Source organism: Dapis hubbardiae BLCC-M172 (genome assembly GCF_050016015.1).
GTDB lineage: Bacteria > Cyanobacteriota > Cyanobacteriia > Cyanobacteriales > Microcoleaceae > Trichodesmium.
The window spans coordinates 1-17,637 of sequence record NZ_JBNHEQ010000208.1 but is presented as its reverse complement, the minus strand read 5'-3'; the positions used below and the strand labels follow the sequence as shown (position 1 = coordinate 17,637).

12 protein-coding genes are annotated in these 17,637 nt (G+C 36.0%); 5 read left to right on the top strand and 7 right to left on the bottom strand.

The window, feature by feature from the left end; translation table 11 throughout:
• Positions 1-371: 371 nt before the first annotated feature.
• From ACP6PK_RS19045 to ACP6PK_RS19030, 4 genes are all read right to left on the bottom strand, one after another.
• Positions 372-1,181, bottom strand: a complete 810-nt coding sequence (locus ACP6PK_RS19045; RefSeq protein WP_426561726.1) for an SDR family oxidoreductase — start codon at positions 1,179-1,181, stop codon at positions 372-374.
• Positions 1,182-1,881: 700 nt separating this feature from the next.
• Entirely contained in the window at positions 1,882-2,205 is a 324-nt protein-coding gene (gene trxA / locus ACP6PK_RS19040) for a thioredoxin (RefSeq protein ID WP_094673140.1), read from the bottom strand.
• A gap of 99 nt (positions 2,206-2,304) precedes the next feature.
• Positions 2,305-2,640 carry a thioredoxin gene (trxA, locus tag ACP6PK_RS19035; protein WP_094673141.1) on the bottom strand — a complete coding sequence of 112 codons (336 nt, stop codon included), beginning with the start codon at positions 2,638-2,640 and terminating at the stop codon, positions 2,305-2,307.
• 401 nt (positions 2,641-3,041) lie between these two features.
• Entirely contained in the window at positions 3,042-3,404 is a 363-nt protein-coding gene (locus ACP6PK_RS19030; RefSeq protein ID WP_094673142.1) for a VOC family protein, read from the bottom strand.
• Between the two features lie 296 nt (positions 3,405-3,700).
• Here ACP6PK_RS19030 and ACP6PK_RS19025 point away from each other — a divergent pair, with 296 nt between their 5' ends.
• Together ACP6PK_RS19025 and ACP6PK_RS19020 are read left to right on the top strand one after the other, a co-directional pair.
• Positions 3,701-4,243 (top strand): DUF1449 domain-containing protein, encoded by a 543-nt coding sequence (locus ACP6PK_RS19025; RefSeq protein ID WP_426561723.1) that lies wholly within the window; start codon positions 3,701-3,703, stop codon positions 4,241-4,243.
• 436 nt (positions 4,244-4,679) lie between these two features.
• The gene (locus tag ACP6PK_RS19020) at positions 4,680-6,611 is read left to right on the top strand and encodes a flotillin family protein (protein ID WP_426561721.1); all 1,932 of its coding nucleotides are present in this window, start codon (positions 4,680-4,682) and stop codon (positions 6,609-6,611) included.
• Here ACP6PK_RS19020 and ACP6PK_RS19015 read toward each other — a convergent pair.
• The gene (locus ACP6PK_RS19015) at positions 6,566-6,742 is read right to left on the bottom strand and encodes a hypothetical protein (RefSeq protein WP_426561719.1); all 177 of its coding nucleotides are present in this window, start codon (positions 6,740-6,742) and stop codon (positions 6,566-6,568) included. The genes ACP6PK_RS19020 and ACP6PK_RS19015 overlap by 46 nt on opposite strands.
• A gap of 836 nt (positions 6,743-7,578) precedes the next feature.
• Between ACP6PK_RS19015 and ACP6PK_RS19010 the strand changes: the two genes are divergently transcribed.
• The 3 genes from ACP6PK_RS19010 to ACP6PK_RS19000 all read left to right on the top strand — a co-directional run bounded on the left by ACP6PK_RS19010 (position 7,579) and on the right by ACP6PK_RS19000 (position 14,379).
• Positions 7,579-8,742 carry a GuaB3 family IMP dehydrogenase-related protein gene (locus ACP6PK_RS19010; protein ID WP_426561717.1) on the top strand — a complete coding sequence of 388 codons (1,164 nt, stop codon included), beginning with the start codon at positions 7,579-7,581 and terminating at the stop codon, positions 8,740-8,742.
• Positions 8,743-9,650: 908 nt separating this feature from the next.
• Positions 9,651-10,901, top strand: coding sequence for a rod shape-determining protein RodA (gene rodA / locus ACP6PK_RS19005; protein ID WP_426561715.1), 1,251 nt, complete (start codon positions 9,651-9,653; stop codon positions 10,899-10,901).
• Between the two features lie 535 nt (positions 10,902-11,436).
• The gene (locus ACP6PK_RS19000) at positions 11,437-14,379 is read left to right on the top strand and encodes an endonuclease MutS2 (protein WP_426561713.1); all 2,943 of its coding nucleotides are present in this window, start codon (positions 11,437-11,439) and stop codon (positions 14,377-14,379) included.
• A gap of 199 nt (positions 14,380-14,578) precedes the next feature.
• Here ACP6PK_RS19000 and ACP6PK_RS18995 read toward each other — a convergent pair whose 3' ends face one another.
• Positions 14,579-15,217, bottom strand: a complete 639-nt coding sequence (locus ACP6PK_RS18995; protein ID WP_426561710.1) for a Uma2 family endonuclease — start codon at positions 15,215-15,217, stop codon at positions 14,579-14,581.
• Between the two features lie 101 nt (positions 15,218-15,318).
• Positions 15,319-17,190, bottom strand: coding sequence for a bifunctional serine/threonine-protein kinase/formylglycine-generating enzyme family protein (locus tag ACP6PK_RS18990; protein WP_426561708.1), 1,872 nt, complete (start codon positions 17,188-17,190; stop codon positions 15,319-15,321).
• Between the last annotated feature and the right edge of the window lie 447 nt (positions 17,191-17,637).

Here is a 17,637-nt window from a genome sequence, read left to right as displayed (position 1 = left end):
ATATAAAACCTAGATATAGCAATTAAATTTAAGTAGAGTGTGGTAAATTTTGTAGTTTATATTAAATCTATGCTTTTTGAACCGATACTACCGGATTTGATATAAAACCTAGATATAGCAATTAAATTTAAGTAGAGTGTGGTAAATTTTGTAGGTTATATTAAATCTATTTGCTTTGGAGAAAAGAATTCTACTATTAGTATTGGCAAAAACTCTAAGTTTGGTAGGGGTTTGGTGACCAAACCCCTACGAGGAATAAATTTTACCTATAATACCGGATTTAATATAACCGAAAACTAAAATTATTATTCCAGACAAAATACTCTTATCTATCCCTAAAAATTTCTGAATTTTCTCTGCTCAAAATTCATTCAACCCTTTTTGAGAGTTTTAATCACAATTAAATCCATATACCATTGAATTATAGGAGCTAATAAACTATGCAATTTATCTAATAAAGTCATTTCTAAACCAGGAGCAATTACAAAACTTTTTTTCCTCACTCCCCGCAATATTTCAACAGCCATATCCGTTGCATTCCATAACCCAGAAGTAGCAGTAATATTTTTAGTTTCTAAAGGCTTAGTTTTATTCTCTTCCTCTAATTGTGGCGTATCTGTATCTGGTGGATAAACAACAGAAACAGAAATTCCAGATAACTTCAACTCTCCTCGCAAAGATTCTGCTAAACCTCGAATAGCAAACTTACTAGGACAATAGGGAGTATAACCATAAATTCCTATCAAACCAGCACCAGAAGAAATCATCACTATTTGCCCTTTTTTTTGTTGTTCCATTATTGGCAAAACAGCTCGTACACAATAGAGAGAACCAAAATAATTAATCGCCATTGTTTGTTCAAATATTTCTATTGGTAACTCCCGAAAATAACCAGGATAAGAAATACCCGCAGCAGTAATTAATAAATCTGGAACACCTATTTCCTTTATAGTTTGGTGAATCCCATTTTCTACTTCTAATCTATTAGCAACATCTACAGATACAGCAATTATTTTCTGTTTTGAATTAACCACATTAGTAGTTATTTCTACTCTTGCTGCTTCTAATTTTTTAGAGTTACGAGCAATAATTGATATATTGCTTCCTTGACTAGCTAATAGTTTAGCAATTTCTTTACCAATACCACTAGAACCACCTGTAATAATTGCGTGTTGCCACATAAATTCCGAATATATATTAACAGTAAGCTAGTGAAGATAATTTCTCAAGTTCCTAAGTCAGTGACTGATGTATATGGATGAAGTCATAATTAACAATACAGAAGACTATTTTTACTTTAGTGGCGATCGCTCTTTATTGTCACAAATTTGGTTCAATAATTGATAATTGATAATTACCTCTCCCTAAAAGGAATAGGAATGAATAAAAGGAAAATTTTTTCTTTTTTCTCCTTTAAAATAGAGGCTTTAAACCTTAATTATTCCGTAAACTTCTCTATTTATTATATCTTTATAGCTAATTAATCAACTTAACTGTTTGGAGAGCATTTTCCTGGAAAACTTCTATCTCATCTAGCTCTCAGGAATTTAGGTTTTACTAGAATATGACTATCAAAACTCGAACTATAGCACGATTCTCAGAATTTTAATATTTACTTTATCCATCAACTTTCAGCACTCCTTTGCTTTTATAATAGGAGATTAGCAAATAACTAAGGTTTAAACCCTCTCCTTTGAAGGATAAAAAAGAAAAAAAATCCTTTTTACTCAATCCTCTTCTATATTAAGGAGAGGTAATAATTAATAATTAATTGTTAATTATTGAAGCCGTATAAGAATCCTGTCTATAGTTATTAAACCAGGGATTAAAAACCCTGGCTAACTTCAGGTCGCCCCTTATTAAGTTTAGACGACCAGCAAATTAAAGGTACTTTTCTAGAGTGTTAGCCAATGTAGTCTTGGGAACAGCACCAACTACCATATCAACTCTTTGGCCTCCCTTAAAAATCATCAAGGTAGGAATACTACGAATCCCATACTGGCTTGCTATATTTGGATTTTCATCCGTGTTTACTTTAACTACTTTTATTTGTTCTTTATATTGGTCTGCGATTTCTTCAACTACAGGACCCACCATCCTGCATGGCCCGCACCACGGAGCCCAGAAATCTACTAAAACTGGAAGATTGCTATTAAGCACTTCTTCCTGGAAACTACTATCCGTTACTGGTTGTGCTGCTGACATTCCTTAATAATCCTTTAATATCAATTTTTTTATGTATGGATACAGAGAATTTTTTACAACTTTCTACATAATTCATAATTCGTTTTAAAAGTTGTCAACTCATTTATTTTCATTCAGGTGCTTGTCTAAAGTTTGAGACAATGTAGTCTTGGGAACAGCACCGACCACCATATCAACTCTTTGGCCTCCCTTAAAAATCATCAATGTAGGAATACTGCGAATTCCATACTGGCTTGCTACATTTGGATTTTCGTCAGTATTTAATTTAACTACTTTTATTTGTCCTTCATATTGTGCTGCCACTTCGTCAACTACAGGACCCACCATCCTGCATGGCCCGCACCAAGGAGCCCAGAAGTCTACTAAAACTGGAACTTGACTTTCAAGCACTTCCTGCTTGAAACTGCTATCGGTTACTGGTGTTGCTGATGACATTTCTTAGTAATCCTTAAATATCTATCTTTACTCTACTCTATTAAATTATCCCATTATCTGGTACAGGAATCGATCAAATTTTTGAGATACCACACTTTTCTGAATTCTATAGATTTTGAAAAATATGCTAAATATCAATCTTAACAATATACCCATCAATAATGTATTATCCTCAAAAATTATCATATCTCGTATTCAATCAGGGTATTGATTATTATTTATTATTGCGAAAACAGTTTTTCTGATTCTCACCTCATCTAGACACACTGGATAAATTAAATTTTGTGGGACTTGTTTAGCCCAACTTAAATCTACAAAAATCTAAAGTACAGTGAGCTTAGTCCATATTATTTGGACTATGAAAACTAAATATTTTTATAGGTAAGTGTAAATATAGACCTCTAATTGTCAACTACAGTTGCTGGCTCGTAGAGATATTCAAACCAGTTACCATCTAAATCCCTACCATAGAAAGAAGCAGTACCATCTCGGTGTTCATGAATTGGTGAAACTTGGACTTCCTGACCTTGAAGTTGTTCGTAGGCTTTTTCCATTTCTGAGCGATCGCTAAACACAAACCCAAAATGTGGCCCTGCTTGGTCATATCCAGGACTTAAAAGTGCGAGTCCATCATCTCCTGCTTTAAGATATGCCCAGTCAGGATCTTTCCAGGCTATCTCCATGCCCAGATTTTTATAGAACTGTACTGCTTTGTCAACATCTTGGACGCAGATAGCTACATGGCCTAATCTTTTTAATTTCATAGTTAAAAATTATTAAAATTTATCTATTTCTAAATTTTACTTTGACTACCGTAGATAATATAGTAATTCTATTTTATTGTCTGTTATACCAGGATAGGAATCAGAATTCAGAAATTAGGATTAATTGTGGCTTGAGAGAATTTTTCTATTACTTAACTTGTGAGAATCTATTGAGAATTGCTATACCCGCATTTCTCACATTTTGTAAATAAAATTTACTATTTCAAGGCTCCTACTTCAGTAAAAAGCACTGTTAACTGATAACTGATAACTGAAATGACCCTGAACTTGATAATATGCTATTCAATTTTGCTAACTTACCTTACTGGATACTCCTCGGTGCAGGAATCTTAATGTTCCTGTTCGTAATTTCTACAGGTTTAGGAGAGGAAAACATAGATATTGACAGTGATAATAGTGTTGAATCTTTAGAAATTTTAGGCTGGTTAGGTATTGGTGAAGTTCCACTCATTTTGTTCTTAGCAACTGACCTAAGTTTTTGGGGTTTAATTGGTTGGACTATGAATATTGTGTTTGGTATTCCTAATGGGTTTTTCGGGGTAACTATATTTATTGGTTCAATGATTTTGAGCCTAATTTTAGGTGGTTTTATTGCGAGACCTATCGGAAAAATTTTCTTTCAATCTTTTGGAGAAGATGTCAGTAGCGATCGCCTTCTAGGATGTATTGGTACTGTTAGTTCTAAATTAGTTCCTAAAGAAAATCAAGGAAAAATTGGACAAGTAGATGTCATTGATACAGCTAAAAACCTTGTAACTATTAATGCTAATTTACCATCCTGGGCAACTAAGATTCCTCCCAAATTTTGCGGTCATTAGTATATTGGAGCCTTGCTACAGGGTCGCCCATACAGGAGGCGAGAGAAATGCTAACCTTGGTATTCTCAAAATTATTTATGATTTTCTGCATAACTTACTTCCACATGGAACTATAAATTCCCGTATCTAGAAACTCTTTACCTTGGTCAGAAATAAAATTCAAAAATCTCTGATTTTTGTGCCTGGTCATTTCAGTTATCAGTTAGCCTCCTATGGTCGTAACTGCGTTAACAGTACCTCTGGCGCTCGCCATCGAGATTGAAATACTGAAGTTGATTTCTCTTTTGGGAGATTGGATATGGTTAGGTAACCCATCCATCCCATCCTGACGGACTGCTCCGCAAACGACCGCTTTTTCATCCCCTTGAAAGGGGAGGCTATTGACCTTATTTTCTGGTCAATTTTGAAGAATAAAAAATTTAGAGGGAAAAAAATCATGTTATTTTGGTTAACATTTCTTGAATCATTACCATCAATTTCTAGTCAGGAAATTATCACAAAGGAACTACAACCTAAACCCAAAGAAATTGTTTTATCTGAAAATATATGTATACAGCCTACACTCGCTCAGTTTCCCCAAAATAATAGCACTTTTCTCTTAGGAGGAACTGCTGCCGGAATTGTCGGAATTATCTTCTTCTTACTATTAGGATTTTGGGCTTATACAAGAGTCTATCAAATTACTCCCAACAATGAAGCTTTTGTCAGAACAGGTGGCTTTTTAACAAAAAAGAATTCTGTAATTTTATATGGTGGCTGTATCGTACTACCAGGTTTTCACGAACTTACTAGAGTTCCAATGCGAGAGATTTCTATTGATGTAGAACGTACCGGAAACTTAGCAGTAAGAACTCAAGATTATCTTCGGGCTAATATGCGAGTTACTTTTTATGTCTGCATAAACGCTGATGAACAAGATGTAAAAACTGCTGCATCTAGATTATCAAAGCAAGGAAGAATTTCTCCAGAAGATATTAAAGATGCTCTAGAAAAACGCGCTGATGATGCAATTCGAGCAGCAGCTAAAAAGAAGAAATTGGCAGAAATTGATTCTGATAAATTGGGGTTTGCAGATGAAGTTTTCAATCTAATTCAACCAGACTTAAAAAAAGTTGGTTTAACACTAAATAATATTGCTATTTCCGAAATCGAAGAAAGTGACACTTATGATACTAATAACTTCTTTGATGCTCAAGGCGTCAAATTACGCACCGAAACAATTCAACAATCAATCAAAGAAAAACAAGAAGTAGAACTAATAACAGAAAAAGAACGAAGAGAGTTAGAATTAAATACCCAAATAGCAATTAAACAAAAAGAATTAACCGCCAGAAAAAAAGCTATCGAAATTGAAAAAGAACAAGAAACTGCTCTACTAGAACAACAACTAGAATTAGAATCCTTAAGAGCACAAAGATCCAGGGAAATTCAAGAAGCAAAAGATATTGAAGCTGCCAACGAACAACGAAACAAAATATTGCAGACAAAAGCAATTGAAGAAGAAGAAATCAAGAAAAAATTAGCAGTTCAACAAAGTAAAATTGAAGCAGATATTGCCCTAGAAGAACAACAGAAAAAACTCAAAGTTACTCAAGAATTACAAAAACAAGAATCAGAAATGGCAGAAATAACTCGCCAACAAATGGTAGATTCAAATCGCCTTAAAGCTCAAGTTGAAGTAGCAGAAGCAGAAAGATTATCAAAAATTGCTCAAGAAGAAGCAGCCATCGCTATAGCCGAAAAAGAACAACAACGTTTAATAGCAGAAGCAGAAAAAGCTAAAGCAGAATCAGGAGTAACTACTGCAGCAGAAATAGAAAAAGCAGAACGACAACAAAAGTTATCAATTATAGTAGCTGAACAAGAAGCAGAAAAACATCGGATTTCTGAACAAAATGTTGTAGAAATTGATGTTTTCCGGCGAAAAAGACAAGCAGAAATTGCTAGAGAAGCAGCAGATTTAGAAGCAGAATCTTTGAAGACTTTAGCAGCAGCTAATCGTGACAAAGATTTAGCTGAAGCTGAAGGTATTGAAGCTAAAGTAGAGGCAGAAAATGCAATGAGTAATGCCAATAGAATCGCACAAATTGTCACAGAATTAGGGCCTAGCTTCATAGATAAATTACCAGAAATAGTCACAGCACTAGCACCCCAACCAGGAATTTTAGGAGATGCCAAAATTTATGCTTTTCCTAGTGCCAATGGCAATAATGGTAATGGTGTTCAAGATATTAGTAAATTAATGTTATCTACAAGTGGTTTAACATTGATAAATTCTTTGTTAGATGAAGGTAAATTAGAGAATTTAATTACAAAAGTAACTCAACTAATTATTAGTAGTAATGGGTCTATTTCAGAACCTGTATAAAGTTCAGTAGATGCCGTTAAAGCTACTGCTAAAATATCGGAAATAGAAACAGCGATCGCTCCACCAAATCTACCTGTAAAAGAAGTAAATAAAACATCAGAGTCCGCAAAGAAAAAAACTACTCTCGTCACACCACCTCCACCACCTAGATCGGTTTAAAAATTAGGCATTGGTGATGGGTGGCTATGAATTGAGAATTGAGAATTTAGAAGTTAAATTCTTACTTGATTAAAATAATCAAACTAGAAAAAAGAGCATTGGTGATTTTAGCTATGAATTTAAAATGAGCGAAGTTAAATTCTTACTTGAGAGAGTGAAACGGTATAGACTGGCACACCTTAAATAGTGTAATAGTAGGGGCGGGTTTGAAATTAATGAAAATGGAAAATGGATAATGAAATAATATTTCCGTACTTGCGTACTATCTCTCAGTTTTAACAAGAGGTAATTATTAATTATTCAGCTTTCAGCTATTGTGCATTTAAACGACTTATTGTTGTGTGCATTATTCAAAGAAAAACCCTTATTACTTCTAACTTCTGACTTGCTAATACGCATTTAAAATGCGTATTAGCTTATTAGCCTCCCCTTTCAAGGGGAAACAATAAATTTTTTTCCTGATCAAAAAAAATGGGTCTAAAACCCCGCCTTTTAAGGCGAAATGTTTTTGGAGCGAGGCATAAATTCCCCTTACAAACAGAATTTCTAACTTCTGACTTTTGACTTTTGACTTTTGACTTCGTTAATGGTCAATCCTCTCGGTTTAAAGCCTCTCCTTTTAAGAAGAAAAAGTGCTAGGAGATTTCCCCATATTCAATCCGATGGTTTTAACCAGAGGTAATTATCCATTATTCATTATCCATTATCAATTAATGAATGGAGGCACTGTTAACTGATAACTGAAATTACCAATGACCCTATTAATTTGATACTCTAACTAAAATGGTCTTGGGATTTGGTAAAAGCAGTGGATATAATTATTGGACGTGGAAAAACAGCTCGTAGAGCTTACGGAATCGATGAAATTGCCTTAGTTCCTGGGCAACGTACAGTCGATCCAAATTTAACAGACACTACATGGAGTATTGGTGGTATTGAAAGAGAAATTCCCATTATTGCTAGTGCAATGGACGGAGTAGTTGATGTCCAAATGGCCGTTCTCTTATCAAAGTTAGGGGCTATGGGAGTTCTCAACCTAGAAGGTATTCAAACCCGTTATACTGATCCAGAGCCAATCTTAGAAAAAATTAGGTCTGTTGGCAAAGATGAATTTGTCACTCTAATGCAGGAACTTTATGCCGCCTCTATCCAACCAGAATTAATTTCTCAGAGAATTAAGGAAATAAAAAGCCAAGGTGGTACTGCAGCAGTAAGTTTAACTCCTGCGGGAGCAATGAAATATGGGAAAGTAGTTGCTGATGCTGGTGCAGACTTATTTTTTGTCCAGGCAACGGTTGTTTCAACTACATTTCTGTCATCTGAATCAGTACCAACTCTTGATTTAGTTAAATTTTGTCAAGAAATGCCTATGCCTGTGATTTTGGGCAACTGTGTTACTTATGAAGTAGCTTTAAATTTGATGAAAGCAGGGGCAGCAGGAGTTCTTGTAGGTATTGGCCCAGGCGCAGCTTGCACATCTCGTGGTGTTTTAGGTGTTGGGGTTCCCCAAGCGACAGCAGTAGCAGACTGTGCCGCAGCACGAGATGATTATTACCAACAAACAGGGAATTATGTGCCAGTTATTGCTGATGGGGGTTTGATTACTGGTGGTGATATTTGTAAGTGTATTGCTTGTGGTGCTGATAGTGTGATGATTGGTTCGCCCATCGCCAGAGCAGCTGAAGCTCCTGGACATGGTTATCATTGGGGAATGGCCACTCCTAGTCCAGTATTACCACGGGGTACTCGGATTCAGGTAGGTACAACTGGAACAATAAAGCAAATTATGTGTGGGCCAGCACAATTGGACGATGGCACTCATAATTTGTTGGGTGCTTTGAAGACTAGCATGGGAACTTTGGGTGCTAAGGATTTGAAGGAAATGCAACAGGTTGAGGTGGTAATTGCTCCTTCCTTATTAACTGAGGGTAAAGTTTATCAAAAAGCCCAAAAATTGGGCATGGGTAAGTAGATTTACTTGCTTAATAAAACTCAAGATATCTCATATCCTTGACAAAATTTATGAAGTAGTTTTTAAATTTGTCAATTATCCTGGAATTATCTGAAAGGAAATGTCACAATAGAGATAGCGGAGATATTATGTTTCCGTTCACTCCTCACACCACAATCCGCCCGGGCTTTTTTAGTTCGGGCGGTTCCTTTATTAACTTGAGGTCTAATTAGGCTTTTGAGCTTATATTGGTTTTCATTAACAGTCTTGTTCTGACGGAGATACTCGGTAGGCTTAATATCAGGTGTCAGAAGTTAAAAGTAACTTTTGGCCTTTGGACATGACTTCTAGATATAACCTTTATTGGGTAATACTAAATTGATAAATGGTTTTTACATCTTCTTGAGGCTAGGGAGATGGTAATACTGTAGAAAATCCTTAGCATCTCAGAAAGAAGGTAAACTTCAATCCAACAAAGGCTTTGCTGAAGTAATAGGTTTTTCCATTCAAGAAGAATATAATAATAGATTTTTAACTGTATATATATTAAGGAAATAATTATCCAAAAAATATCTATAGTAATCCTCTGAACAGTTCTAGTATTTTGGTGTTAGGGGCGAATTCACCCCTACAGGAGTCAGAAGTCATAATTTCAAAGGATTTCAATGGAATTTAACTATTATAAAACTTGTTACAACCTATTTAGGATTGCTATATTTTCGGATTTCATAATTTTATGCAACATTGAAGAACTAGGAAAAAACAGGTTTGCGTGGGTTAGTTCTTTGAATTATAAGGCTTTAGTCTCCAAACTTTTAGTGAAATGGGATTTTGTCAAATAAAAATTCAATTTATGCAGAGATTCAACTCAAGTGGATGTATTAACTATCAAGAATATTCTCAAGTTTAAATTACCCTAACATTACAATATGACCCAGAAATTAGTTTTAAGAAATCGTCGAAAATCTCCACTTTCACAATGGCAAAATATAGATTGGTCTCTGCTATTGGTTTATATAGGAATGACTATCTTTGGTGGAGTTATGATCCAAAGTGTGGAAAGAAACCAGGGCCTAACAGACTGGTGGCAGCATTGGCTCACAGGAGGAGTAGGCTTAATTTTGGCCTTAATTATTGCTCGTTGTCGTTACGAAGTCTTAATGAACTGGAAATGGGTGATTTATATTTTGACCAATCTCTCTTTGGTTGCGGTACAAATCATTGGTACTTCAGCCCTAGGGGCGCAAAGATGGATTAATGTTGCTGGTTTCCATGTTCAACCGTCAGAATTTGCCAAGGTAGGGGTAATTATTACCTTGGCAGCAATACTCTCGTCTAAGACTAGAGTAAAACTATTAGACTTTTTTAAAGTTCTCATAATTACAGCAGTACCTTGGTTATTAGTTTTTTTAGAACCCAATCTTGGCACTTCCTTAATATTTGCTTCAATTACTATGGGAATGCTTTACTGGGGTAATGTTAATCCTGGTTGGTTAATATTGCTTGTTTCTCCTATTTTTTCAGCTATCTTTTACAGCTTTTATTTCCCTCTTTGGGTTGCCTGGATAGCTTTGATGGCCTTAATTGCTTGGCGGAGTTTACCTTGGGGTTGGTTATGGGGTCCAATAATTGGGGGAGTTAATATTCTATCTGGAAATGTTGGGCAAATATTATGGGATTTGTTGAAAGACTATCAAAAAGACAGATTAACAGGATTTCTTAATCCAGAACAAGACCCTTTGGGTACAGGATATCATTTGATCCAATCTCGGATTGCTATTGGTTCTGGACAACTTTTTGGTAGGGGATTATATCAAGGTACTCAAACTCAACTGAATTTTATCCCAGAACAGCATACAGATTTTATCTTCTCAGCTATTGGTGAAGAGTTGGGTTTTGTTGGTTGTATTCTTGTACTCTTGACTTTTTGGTTTATTTGTATGCGGTTGGTTATTATTGCTCAGACTGCTAAAGATAATTTTGGTTCTCTCATAGCCATTGGAGTATTATCAATGTTGATATTCCAAGTTTTTGTGAATATTGGTATGAATATTGGTTTGGCTCCTGTGACTGGTATCCCACTACCTTTACTTAGTTATGGGCGATCGGCTTTGTTGAGTAATTTTATTGCTCTGGGATTAGTTGAGTCAGTCGCTAATTATAGACCTAAACAAAATTGATAAATTACTTGGTGGGGGGTTTCCAAAGTCAGAATTTAGAATTTAGAATTTAGAAGTAATTCTTGACTGAGTTGGAGCATTTATCAATGTCTGCGCCCCATTTCTATAGCGCTATATATTTAAGATATTTTGAATCAAAACTATAACGTCTGAGTAATATGTAGTATTTATAACTTATATCATGTCCGGATAAGAGCGTGATAAAAAAACTTTCTCCTTCTTCTCCTCTTCCTTTTCCTTCTTCTTTCTTGTTTCTTCCCTCCTGACTCCTGTACGGGGGTTAACTATAGTTATGCGAAGCTAACGGCCATTCGCCCCTACGACTCCTGACTCCTCCCTCGTTATTTATAACTGTTCAACCGGACATGATATTAAACGATACTTTGTAGCACTATGCAGAACTCAAAGCTGACTTGTGGCCATAGTTAATATCGATTAATGTTGATGACTGAATCCTTTCATTATTATCGAACACACAATTTTAATAATTGTAGTATCATATATTTCATAGTTCATAATCCTTAATAAATAAGCTTTGATTCAGTCCGAGACTTTAGAATTACTAGAATGGCCTCGCTTGTGTCAACATTTGGCCACTTTTACAGCAACTAAATTGGGTGCAATTGCTGCTCATCGTTTACAAATTCCGTCAACAAGGGCGGAGACAATAAGGTTATTAGCCCAAACTCAGGAAGTATATAAATTAGAAACTCTTGTCGCACAGGGTTTGTCTTTTGACGGGATTGAAGATATTGGTGATTCTCTGGAAAGGGCAGAATTGGGTGGTATACTTTCTGGAGGTGAACTTTTAGCTATTGCTACAACTCTGGCTGGAGTTCGTAAGTTGCGTCGGACAATTGATGGTTATGAGTCAGAATATGAGTTGTCTGTTTTGCCAGAATTGGTAGCTGAGTTGCGGACTTATCCAGAATTAGAACAAGAAATTCACCGTTGTATAGATGATAGAGGGGATGTTACGGATAGAGCTAGTCCTAAACTGGCAGGTATTCGGGAAAAAATGCACCATCTCCGAGACCGCATCGATACTATCCTCCGTAGAATTTTACAAAACAAAGCTAATGCTATTCAACAACCGATTATTACTCAACGGGGCGATCGCTTTGTAATTCCTGTTAAAGCTCCTCAAAAGGATGCTGTCCCTGGTATTGTTCACGATACATCGACAACAGGTTCGACATTATACATTGAACCTAATGCAGTTGTCAACCTTAATAATCAAATGCGACAAGTGCAACGCCAAGCTCAAAGGGAAGAGGAAGCTATTCGACAAGCTTTGACTGAGCAAGTAGCAGAAGTTAAGGAAGACTTAGAGCAGTTGTTGGCGATCGCTACTATTATTGATTTGGCTACAGCTCGCGCTCGTTATAGTTTATGGTTGGGAGCTAATCCGCCTCGGTTTACTGAGCCAGACTCTGACCAAGTTATGACTATGCGTCAATTGCGACATCCGTTGTTGGTATGGCAACAGCAGCACGAGCAGGGAAATTCCGTGGTACCTATTGATGTGAATGTTATACCGCCAGTGAGAGTGGTAGCGATTACGGGTCCGAATACTGGTGGTAAAACTGTTACTCTGAAATGTCTGGGGTTAGCTGCACTGATGGCAAAGGTGGGGTTGTTTATTCCTGCTAATGACCCTGTAGAGTTGCCTTGGTTTGAGCAAATATTAGCTGATATTGGTGATGAGCAGTCTTTGGAGCAAAGTTTATCTACTTTTTCTGGTCATATTCGGCGAATTATTAGAATTTTAGAAGCAATAGATGGAGAGGAGTCAGGAGTCATTCTTAAGTCAGAAGTTTTTATGAAGTCAGAAGTAAAAGATGTTGATGGTTTATCTGGGGATGAAAATAAGTTAAAAGTTAAAACTGAAAAGTTAAACGTAACAGAAGTTGATGATTTTTCTGAGGATGAAAATAATTTAGAAGTTGATAATTTATCGGAGAATGATAATAAGCTAAAAGTTAAAAATCGGAATTTAAAAGTAAAAGATGTTGATGGTTTTTCTGGGAATAAAAATAATTTAGATGTTGATAATTTTTCTGAGAATGAGGATAAGTTAAAAGTTAAACTTCACAATTCAAAAATAACAGAATTTGATGGTTTTTCTGAGAATGAAAATAATTTAGATGTTGATGATTTTTCTGAGGATGAAAATAAGTTAAAAGTCAAAATTAAACAATCAAAAGAGAGAGATGCTGATGATTTTTCTGAGGATGAAAATAATTCAGAAGTTGATGATTTATCTGTAGATGAAAATTTGGAAAATTCTCGTTTATCACCTACTCTTGTTTTGTTAGATGAAGTTGGTGCTGGTACTGACCCGACTGAAGGTAGTGCTTTGGCAATTTCTCTATTGCAACATTTGGCAGATAACGCATTATTAACCGTGGCAACTACTCACTTTGGAGAACTGAAAGCTCTCAAATATGAAGATGAACGTTTTGAAAATGCTTCCGTAGAATTTGATACTAATTCTTTACAACCAACTTATCGTTTACTTTGGGGAATTCCTGGGCGGTCTAATGCCATGACTATTGCTGGTAGATTAGGTTTAAAACAGGATATTATTGATAGAGCGCAAGGTTACGTTGGAGGAGATTCTGAAGATGTAAATCAGGTAATTGCAGGTTTAGAAGAGCAAAGACAAAAACAAGAAACTAAGGCAAAAGAAGCATCTGAATTATTACAAGAAACTGAGTATTTGCATCAGGAAGTTGCTCGAAAAGCTGCTACTTTGAAGGAACGGGAACGGGAATTAAAGTTGGCGCAAGAAGTAGCAGTACAGGAAAAAATTGCTGAAGCAAAAGCAGAAATTGCGACAGTAATTCGGAAATTGCAACAGGGTCCCCTGACGGCGAGAAATGCTCAGAAAGCTACTAATACTATTAATGAAATTTCTGAGAAATATTTACCTTCTCGTACTCCTCCACCCAAGAAACCTAGTTTTATGCCAAAGGAAGGGGATAGAATTAGAATTCCGAAAATTGGGCAAACTGCGGAGGTGTTGACTGCTGCTAATGAAAATGATGAGTTAACTGTTAAATTTGGGATAATGAAAATGACAGTTAATTTGAGAGAAATAGAGTCTCTTGATGGTGAGAAGGTTGAGTCTTTTAAGAAGAGTAAAAATGTAGAGTCTCAAAAGAGTAAAAAGTCAGAAAGTAAGTCTAAGGAAACTCAGTCACAAGTTACTTCTAGTGGTTTAGCTGTTCGTACTTCTCAAAATAGTATAGATGTTCGGGGGAGTCGGGTAGCGGATGCTCAAATTGAGGTTGATCGGGCGTTGTCGAAAGCGATCGAATATGGTTTGTTGTGGATTATTCATGGTAAAGGTACTGGTAAGTTGAGACAGGGTATCCATGAATTTTTGCAGGAAAATCCTTTGGTGGAACGTTATGAGTTAGCTGGTAAGAGTGATGGGGGTAGTGGGGTGACTATTGCTCATTTAAAAATTTAGAATTGAGAATTTAGAATTCAGAAGAAATTTGTAGTAGACTGACACACCTTAAATGGTACAACATAAAGATATTGTAGGGGCGAATGGCATTCGCCCCTAACCATGGTATGACCACGACAGAACTATATTACTCAGATTTATCGGGAAGTATTCCCTATTCCCTATTCCCTATTCCCTATTCCCTATTCCCTACTCCCTACTATTGAAACTGACTAAATAACCAAGTGTAAACTTGGATTTGATTTTCTTGACGAGTGCGTTGCAGTGCTTCTTCTAATAAAGAAATTGCTAAATTTGGCAAAACTTGAGACTGGTTAATTCTTTGACTACCTCCATTGGCGATCGCAAAGGCAATAACTTCTACCTTCTGTACATCAACTATCCAATATTCAGCTACATTCATTGCTTCATACAACAAACGCTTTTCCCCTAGATCGTCTGGTAGGGAAGTATTGGCAATTTCTACAACTAGATTTGGTAGAGGATAAATATCTAAGTCAATAATAGATGTTTTCCAAGGAACTACATTAGCATTTTCTCCAATATAAAAAGAAAGGTCTGGTTGAGCTTCTCGAAATCCAGTTTTGCGATAGGTACAGTTATCTTTACCATCTACCTTGATACTTTTAGCCATTGCAAATAAATTGACTATAGTGGTAATAATCATGTGGTCTGTGGCATGGTCATTTCCTAATGGTGACATTTCGATTCTAAATTTTCCTTCGTTGTAATAACTTTTAGTTTTTTCGTAACTTGGGTTGTCAATGGTTTGGATATATTCTTCCCAAGTTGCTGTTATCCAAGTGTCTGTGGTTAGTTGGGTTTGGGTTTGATTCATTGTCGAATAATTTTAATTTTTGGATATATTTATTAGTTTGTCAGTGATGGCAGATTTTATCTGAGTGTAGCATAGGGAAAAGAGGACAAAAGGTAAGAGTCTTAGAAGGAAAAGGCAGAAACCACCGGACAAAATGAGACGATCCGAAAACCTCTATATTTGTTGCTGTCATTGCCATTGACACAGTTACGCTTGGCACTTCGGCAAGTCCAAGAATCGTCGTTCCAGCAACCGCCACGGAATGATTTTATATTACTATCTCCTCCAGTTTCCCAAGCACTACCATCATTAGGCGCTCCATTATAATTACCGTGCCAAATATCCTGACACCATTCCCAGACATTGCCGTGCATATCGTATAAACCAAAAGCATTGGGAAGAAAATTTCCCACGTCGGTTGTTTCTTTTCGATATATTCCTTTAGGGGCATTCCCATAAGCAGAATTGCCGTTGTAGTTAACTAACTCAGACGTTATGGTTTCTCCAAAATGGAAAGGAGTAGTAGTACCAGCACGACAAGCATATTCCCACTGACTTTCACTGGGTAGTCTGTAGGTTTTCCCAGTTTTTAGAGAGAGTTTTGTACAAAACTCTCTAGCCTTATGCCAGTTCAGATTTTCTACTGGGCGCTTCTCTCCTTTAAACTCAGAAGGATTTTCACCTATAATAGCTAAATATTGTTCTTGGGTAATAGGATATTTACTCATATAAAAAGGTTCGAGAGTAACTTGATGCTGCTGATTTTCATTTCCATCTCTTCTTTCTTCATTTTCTGGCGAACCCATAAGAAAACTTCCGCCAGGAATATAAACCATTTCTAATTTAATTCTATTGCCTAAATCTTCTATTTTTTGTCCAGCACTTCCCTGGGTACGACTAATAATATACCCTGATTTATCGACAGTTAAAACTTCAAAAGTAAATAGCTCTCCTTTTTCGGATTTTGCTGTTGATGGTTGAGATATTTGTCGTGAAAAAATAAATTGTTGTTGTGGTTGAGAAGTAGGTTGAATAATTGACGGTTGAGATTTTTGTGGTTGAGAAGTAGGCTGTTTTTTTCTTTGAGAGGTATGCTGAATCAGAGACAAAATTTCTCCTACATTTTTAAACCTTTTCTTAGTTGCTCCAACAATCATTTTATCCAAGATTTTTCCAAGTTCATCACTCACCTTTGACTGTAAATAATCTCGCCACACCCACTCACCTTCACTCACATCAAATAACTCAAAAGGCTGCACTCCAGTTAATAAATGAATAGAAGTTACACCCAAACTATAAATATCACTAGAAAAAGTTGCTTTTCCTACGGCTTGTTCTGGTGCAGCATATCCTTCAGTACCTATCACAGTTCCCGTCACAGCTAAAGCAGTAATTGTGGCATATTTAGCCGCCCCAAAGTCTACCAATATAATATTATCTGGCGAGCTTCTAGCTCGCACTGGATATTGATTATTATTATTTCTCCTAATAATATTCTCTGGTTTAATATCTCGATGAATTACCTGCTTAGAATGAATAAATTCCAACACAGGCAATAAACTTTTTAACAACTCCAAAATTTGACTTTCATTAAAAGCTCCCGACTCTTCCAACTCTTGCTGTAAATTTTGCCCGTCGATAAATTCTTGTACTAAATACTGTCGATTATTCTGAGTAAAATATGCTAAAAGTTCGGGAATTTGTGGATATCTACCTAAACTATCCAAACGTTCAGCTTCTTGAGCAAATAATTCCGCAGCTTTTGATAAAATTTTAGTTCCTTGTGCTTGAGGAAAAAATTGTTTAATTACACAAAAAGGTTTTGAAGGTTTGTATTCATCTACAGCTTGAAAAGTTCTGCCAAAACTACCTTGCCCAATAATTTTTACCGCGCGATAACGTTCGGCTAAAACTAATTTTTCACCACAGTTTTGACAGAATGTTGTTTGTGGTGGGTTAAGTTTTAAACAGTCAGGGTTTAAACATTGAGTCATAATCACTTATTAGTATAGTAGGTTGGCTTATTCGCGCTATTCGTTGTGAAGCATGGAACAAAACCAAACAATAAACAATAATAATGAATTATATCATTGTGGGGGACAGGTTCATCTAATCTGTTAGTAAAACTGATTAATTTAATGCGGAACCCACCCCTAAATTGTAATATTTAAGAGTGGGGTTTTATTGCTGTTTCACTGTCTGAAATAAATGCTTATTCTAGTAGGTTGGGTTGAGGAACGTTTGCGGAGCATTTCCAACGGAAAAACCCAACAATCAAATTGGGTTTGGAGACCAAACCCCTACAGTTTTTTCTGACCATAAATTTCATCTTACCGAATCATTAATAATTAGTAATTAGTAATCAACTGGGGTTTGGAGACCAAAACCCTACAGTTTTTTCTGACCATAAATTTCATCTTACCGAATCATTAATAATTAGT